Raw genomic sequence first — 3,454 nt, forward strand, 5'->3', positions numbered from 1 at the left:
GGTCACCACCAACAGGCAGGGAATTTGGGGATAGGCGGTTTTTAAATCCTCAATAATTTGCCGGAGGGTGTCGGTGGCAAAATCGGTAATTTTGACAGTAAGCAGTAAAATTTTCGCCGCTGGATTAACCTCCTGCGGGTCGGCCAGTTCGGTCTTGAGCTCTTCAATTAAAGATTGGGTGTCGTGGCCCAAATCCCCCAAACCAACGGTGTCGGTGAAAATTAACAGGGGAAGGTCTGGCGAAGGATAGGCATAGCGGGCGGTGTTTTGGGTGTGGGGCTGGAAACCTTGGCCGACTATGGCAGCGGAGGCCCCGGTTAATCCCCTTACCAAAGAGCTTTTCCCGGATTGGGGTTTACCGATGAGCAAGGCTTCCGTGGTGGGCAGTTCCTGACGCAACTGGGCCAAGATGTCGGCAATTTCGGCTTCATCCACCCAGAGGCGGTCTAGGAGCTTTTTTTTCAAATACTCCAGGGGCAGGAGGTTTTGCAGATGCTGACGGGTGTTTTGCCACCATGTATGAATTGGCCAAGTTTGCTCTGCTTGGTCGGACGGAGCTAGGGGGTGATTGGGATGGGTAATAATTTCCTGGTCAATTTTGTCTGGGTTTTCGGCTTCGTTGACCTCGGGCTGGGGAGAATTGGGGGGAAGAACCATGGCCGCTGGGGAAAAATGCTACACAGGATGGGGGAACTGACGGGCCTCGGACAACGGCCAGAATCAGCTACCTAGGTGATCTTGGCAATTTTCTGCGGCGATCGCCAGGGGGATTGCCGTCCTTGCTAGGGGTCTAGACAAAAAACAAAAAACTAAGAATCGGTTGCGACAGCGTGATATGATCGCTTCTGGCTTAGGGTAGGTGGTCCTTGATTACCAAGGAAGACCGTTGCCCAAACTCCATTTCTCACCTTGCTAGTAGTCAGAGTGTGACACCGCCAACTCCATCGTCCGAGGGTCAAAATTTCCCCAGTGCCCCTGCCCCGAAGCTTATGGAAGCGGAAACGGTAGTGGATAACGGAATGGCTGACTTTTACCGGTTGCAACGGCAGTTGTTGACCTGGACCCTGGTGGCTACGGCAATAATTTTTGTCTGTGTTGTCTGGGCCTATTCCCTCAATATAGCTTTAAATTATTTGCTCGGAGCACTGGTGGGACTGATATATCTCAAGCTATTGGCAAAAGATGTGGAAAGGATCGGAACCCAGTCTGGGCGGGCTGGGGTGAAAGGTTTAGCAGTTTTTGTTGGGCTGATCATCATCGCCACCCAAAGGGAAAGCCTCGAGGTTTTACCTATTTTTCTGGGATTCCTAACCTATAAAGCTGCGATCATTTTCTATATGCTGCAAAGCGTGTTTACGCCCACAGCGGATTAGATGATGAGAGGTTGAAGAAAGGTCTGGGCTATGGACTAGCTTAGTTCCGGGGTAGTATCTCCTAGTTTATGCAAGGGAGCCTTTCCTGGTTGCTAAGGTTTGTTGCGTGCCAACAGCTTTCCTCTTTACCCCGTCAATCTCACCGAATAACAATGTTAGCTGGTTTGAGTGTTTTAAATTTGTTTCCTCTAGCTGCCCTGGAAGTGGGTCAGCAGTGGTATTGGGAAATTGGGAACCTCAAATTACACGGGCAAACATTTGCAACCTCTTGGTTTGTCATTTTATTGCTGGTAATTGCTTCCCTCGCGGCTACGCGAAATGTGCAACGGGTTCCCAGCGGCATCCAAAACCTCATGGAATATGTGCTGGAGTTCCTCCGGGATCTGGCACGGAACCAACTGGGGGAAAAGGAATACCGCCCTTGGCTACCGTTTATCGGCACATTGTTTCTGTTTATTTTTGTATCTAACTGGTCCGGGGCCCTATTACCCTGGAAGCTAATTCACATCCCCGATGGAGCAGAATTGGCGGCCCCCACCAACGATATCAATACAACTGTTGCCCTGGCGTTGCTTACCTCCTTGGCCTACTTCTATGCAGGTCTCAGGAAGAAGGGGTTGGGGTATTTCGCCAACTATGTGCAACCCATTCCCGTTCTTTTACCCATCAAGATTTTAGAAGACTTCACTAAGCCCCTTTCCCTGAGCTTCCGTTTATTTGGTAACATCCTTGCGGACGAGTTGGTGGTGGCAGTGCTTGTACTGCTTGTGCCTTTACTTGTACCTTTACCCCTGATGGCATTGGGTTTATTCACCAGTGCGATCCAAGCCTTGGTGTTTGCCACTTTAGCCGGAGCCTATATCCATGAGGCGATCGAGTCTGAAGGTGAGGAGCATTAGCCCTCCGGTGTAAGATATCTGCGGCCATGGTAGTTTAACCCCTTGCGGTTGACCTGCCCTGCCCGATGCTTGCCTGGGCCCATGCTCACCCCAGGAGTTGTCCGTTTCCCCAGGTCTGTTTTTAATCTGGTGGAAATTTACTCCGAAAATCCTAAACTTTACTGTCGTTTTGTTAGCTAAAAGGAAAAAAATTATGGATTCTACCGTTGCTGCCGCTTCTGTCATTGCCGCTGCCCTTGCTGTTGGTTTAGGGGCGATCGGTCCTGGTATTGGTCAAGGTAATGCTTCTGGCCAAGCCGTGTCCGGTATTGCTCGCCAACCCGAAGCTGAAGGAAAAATTCGGGGTACTTTGCTGTTGACCCTGGCATTCATGGAATCCTTGACAATTTACGGTCTGGTTATCGCCCTCGTATTGTTGTTCGCCAACCCCTTCGCGTAAGGACGGATTCGTAGCCCGAGACGTGAGTTGATCGCGTCTCCTCACCCCGCTAATCCGCTATTCGTTGGGTTTGTGGGGATTATTCCGCTAATCCCTGACCTAGTTTTTGTAAAACAATGTTTGATTTTGATGCCACCCTGCCCCTGATGGCATTGCAGTTCGTGGTTCTCGCGTTCCTGCTCAATGCCATTTTCTACAAGCCAATGAATAAGGTTTTGGATGAACGGGCTGATTACATTCGCACCAATGAAGAGGATGCCCGGGAGCGGTTAGCCAAGGCCAAGGCGATTACCCAGGAGTATGAGCAACAGATTACCGATGCCCGTCGGCAGTCCCAGGCTGTGATCGCCGATGCCCAAGCGGAAGCTAGGCGTTTGGCGGCGGAAAAGATTGCGGAGGCCCAACGGGAATCCCAACGGCAGAAGGAAACGGCGGCGCAGGAAATCGAGGCCCAACGGCAGTCGGCTCTGAGTTCCTTGGAACAGGAGGTGGCGGCCCTGAGTGATCAGATTTTGCACAAATTGTTAGGCCCTGAATTGATTAAATAAGTGCCCTATAGACTTAGTTGCCATTATGCTTAATACCTTGTTCATCCTAGCGGCCGAAGCCCATGCGGCGGGGGAAGGGGGGTTCGGAATCAATTTAGATTTTTTGGAAGCCAACCTCTTTAACCTGGCCATTTTGCTGGGAATTATTATTTACTATGCGCCGAAAACCTTGGGTAAAATCCTTGGCGATCGCCG

The 3,454-nt window shown here is 50.7% G+C and carries 5 protein-coding genes and 1 pseudogene; 5 read left to right on the plus strand and 1 reads right to left on the minus strand.

Annotated features, from left to right (window positions below):
• A partial coding sequence (locus tag IQ219_RS18135) for a GTPase family protein (RefSeq protein ID WP_228017331.1) occupies positions 1–657 on the minus strand: 657 nt, incomplete at its 3' end.
• 209 nt (positions 658–866) lie between these two features.
• Here IQ219_RS18135 and IQ219_RS18140 point away from each other — a divergent pair.
• From IQ219_RS18140 to IQ219_RS18160, 5 genes and pseudogenes are all read left to right on the plus strand, one after another.
• Positions 867–1,373: an ATP synthase subunit I gene (locus IQ219_RS18140; RefSeq protein WP_228017332.1), complete on the plus strand. Its 507-nt coding sequence runs from the start codon at positions 867–869 to the stop codon at positions 1,371–1,373.
• Positions 1,374–1,441: 68 nt separating this feature from the next.
• A complete protein-coding gene (gene atpB / locus IQ219_RS18145; RefSeq protein ID WP_228017333.1) occupies positions 1,442–2,272 on the plus strand; it encodes a F0F1 ATP synthase subunit A in 831 nt (276 codons plus the stop codon).
• A gap of 193 nt (positions 2,273–2,465) precedes the next feature.
• A complete protein-coding gene (gene atpE / locus IQ219_RS18150) occupies positions 2,466–2,711 on the plus strand; it encodes an ATP synthase F0 subunit C (protein WP_010871369.1) in 246 nt (81 codons plus the stop codon).
• A gap of 116 nt (positions 2,712–2,827) precedes the next feature.
• Positions 2,828–3,259 (plus strand): F0F1 ATP synthase subunit B', encoded by a 432-nt coding sequence (locus tag IQ219_RS18155; RefSeq protein WP_190598590.1) that lies wholly within the window; start codon positions 2,828–2,830, stop codon positions 3,257–3,259.
• A gap of 25 nt (positions 3,260–3,284) precedes the next feature.
• Positions 3,285–3,454 (plus strand): annotated as a pseudogene (locus IQ219_RS18160) (F0F1 ATP synthase subunit B); the annotation flags it as partial.

The organism is Synechocystis sp. LEGE 06083 (assembly GCF_015207725.1).
In the GTDB taxonomy this organism is placed as follows: domain Bacteria; phylum Cyanobacteriota; class Cyanobacteriia; order Cyanobacteriales; family Microcystaceae; genus Synechocystis; species Synechocystis salina.

What these genes read in the sequence shown, in the direction of transcription:
- IQ219_RS18155 (WP_190598590.1), top strand. Translation starts at nt 2,828, where the DNA reads ATGTTTGATTTTGATGCCACCCTGCCCCTGATGGCATTGCAGTTCGTG.
- atpB (WP_228017333.1), top strand. Translation starts at nt 1,442, where the DNA reads ATGCAAGGGAGCCTTTCCTGGTTGCTAAGGTTTGTTGCGTGCCAACAG.
- atpE (WP_010871369.1), top strand. Translation starts at nt 2,466, where the DNA reads ATGGATTCTACCGTTGCTGCCGCTTCTGTCATTGCCGCTGCCCTTGCT.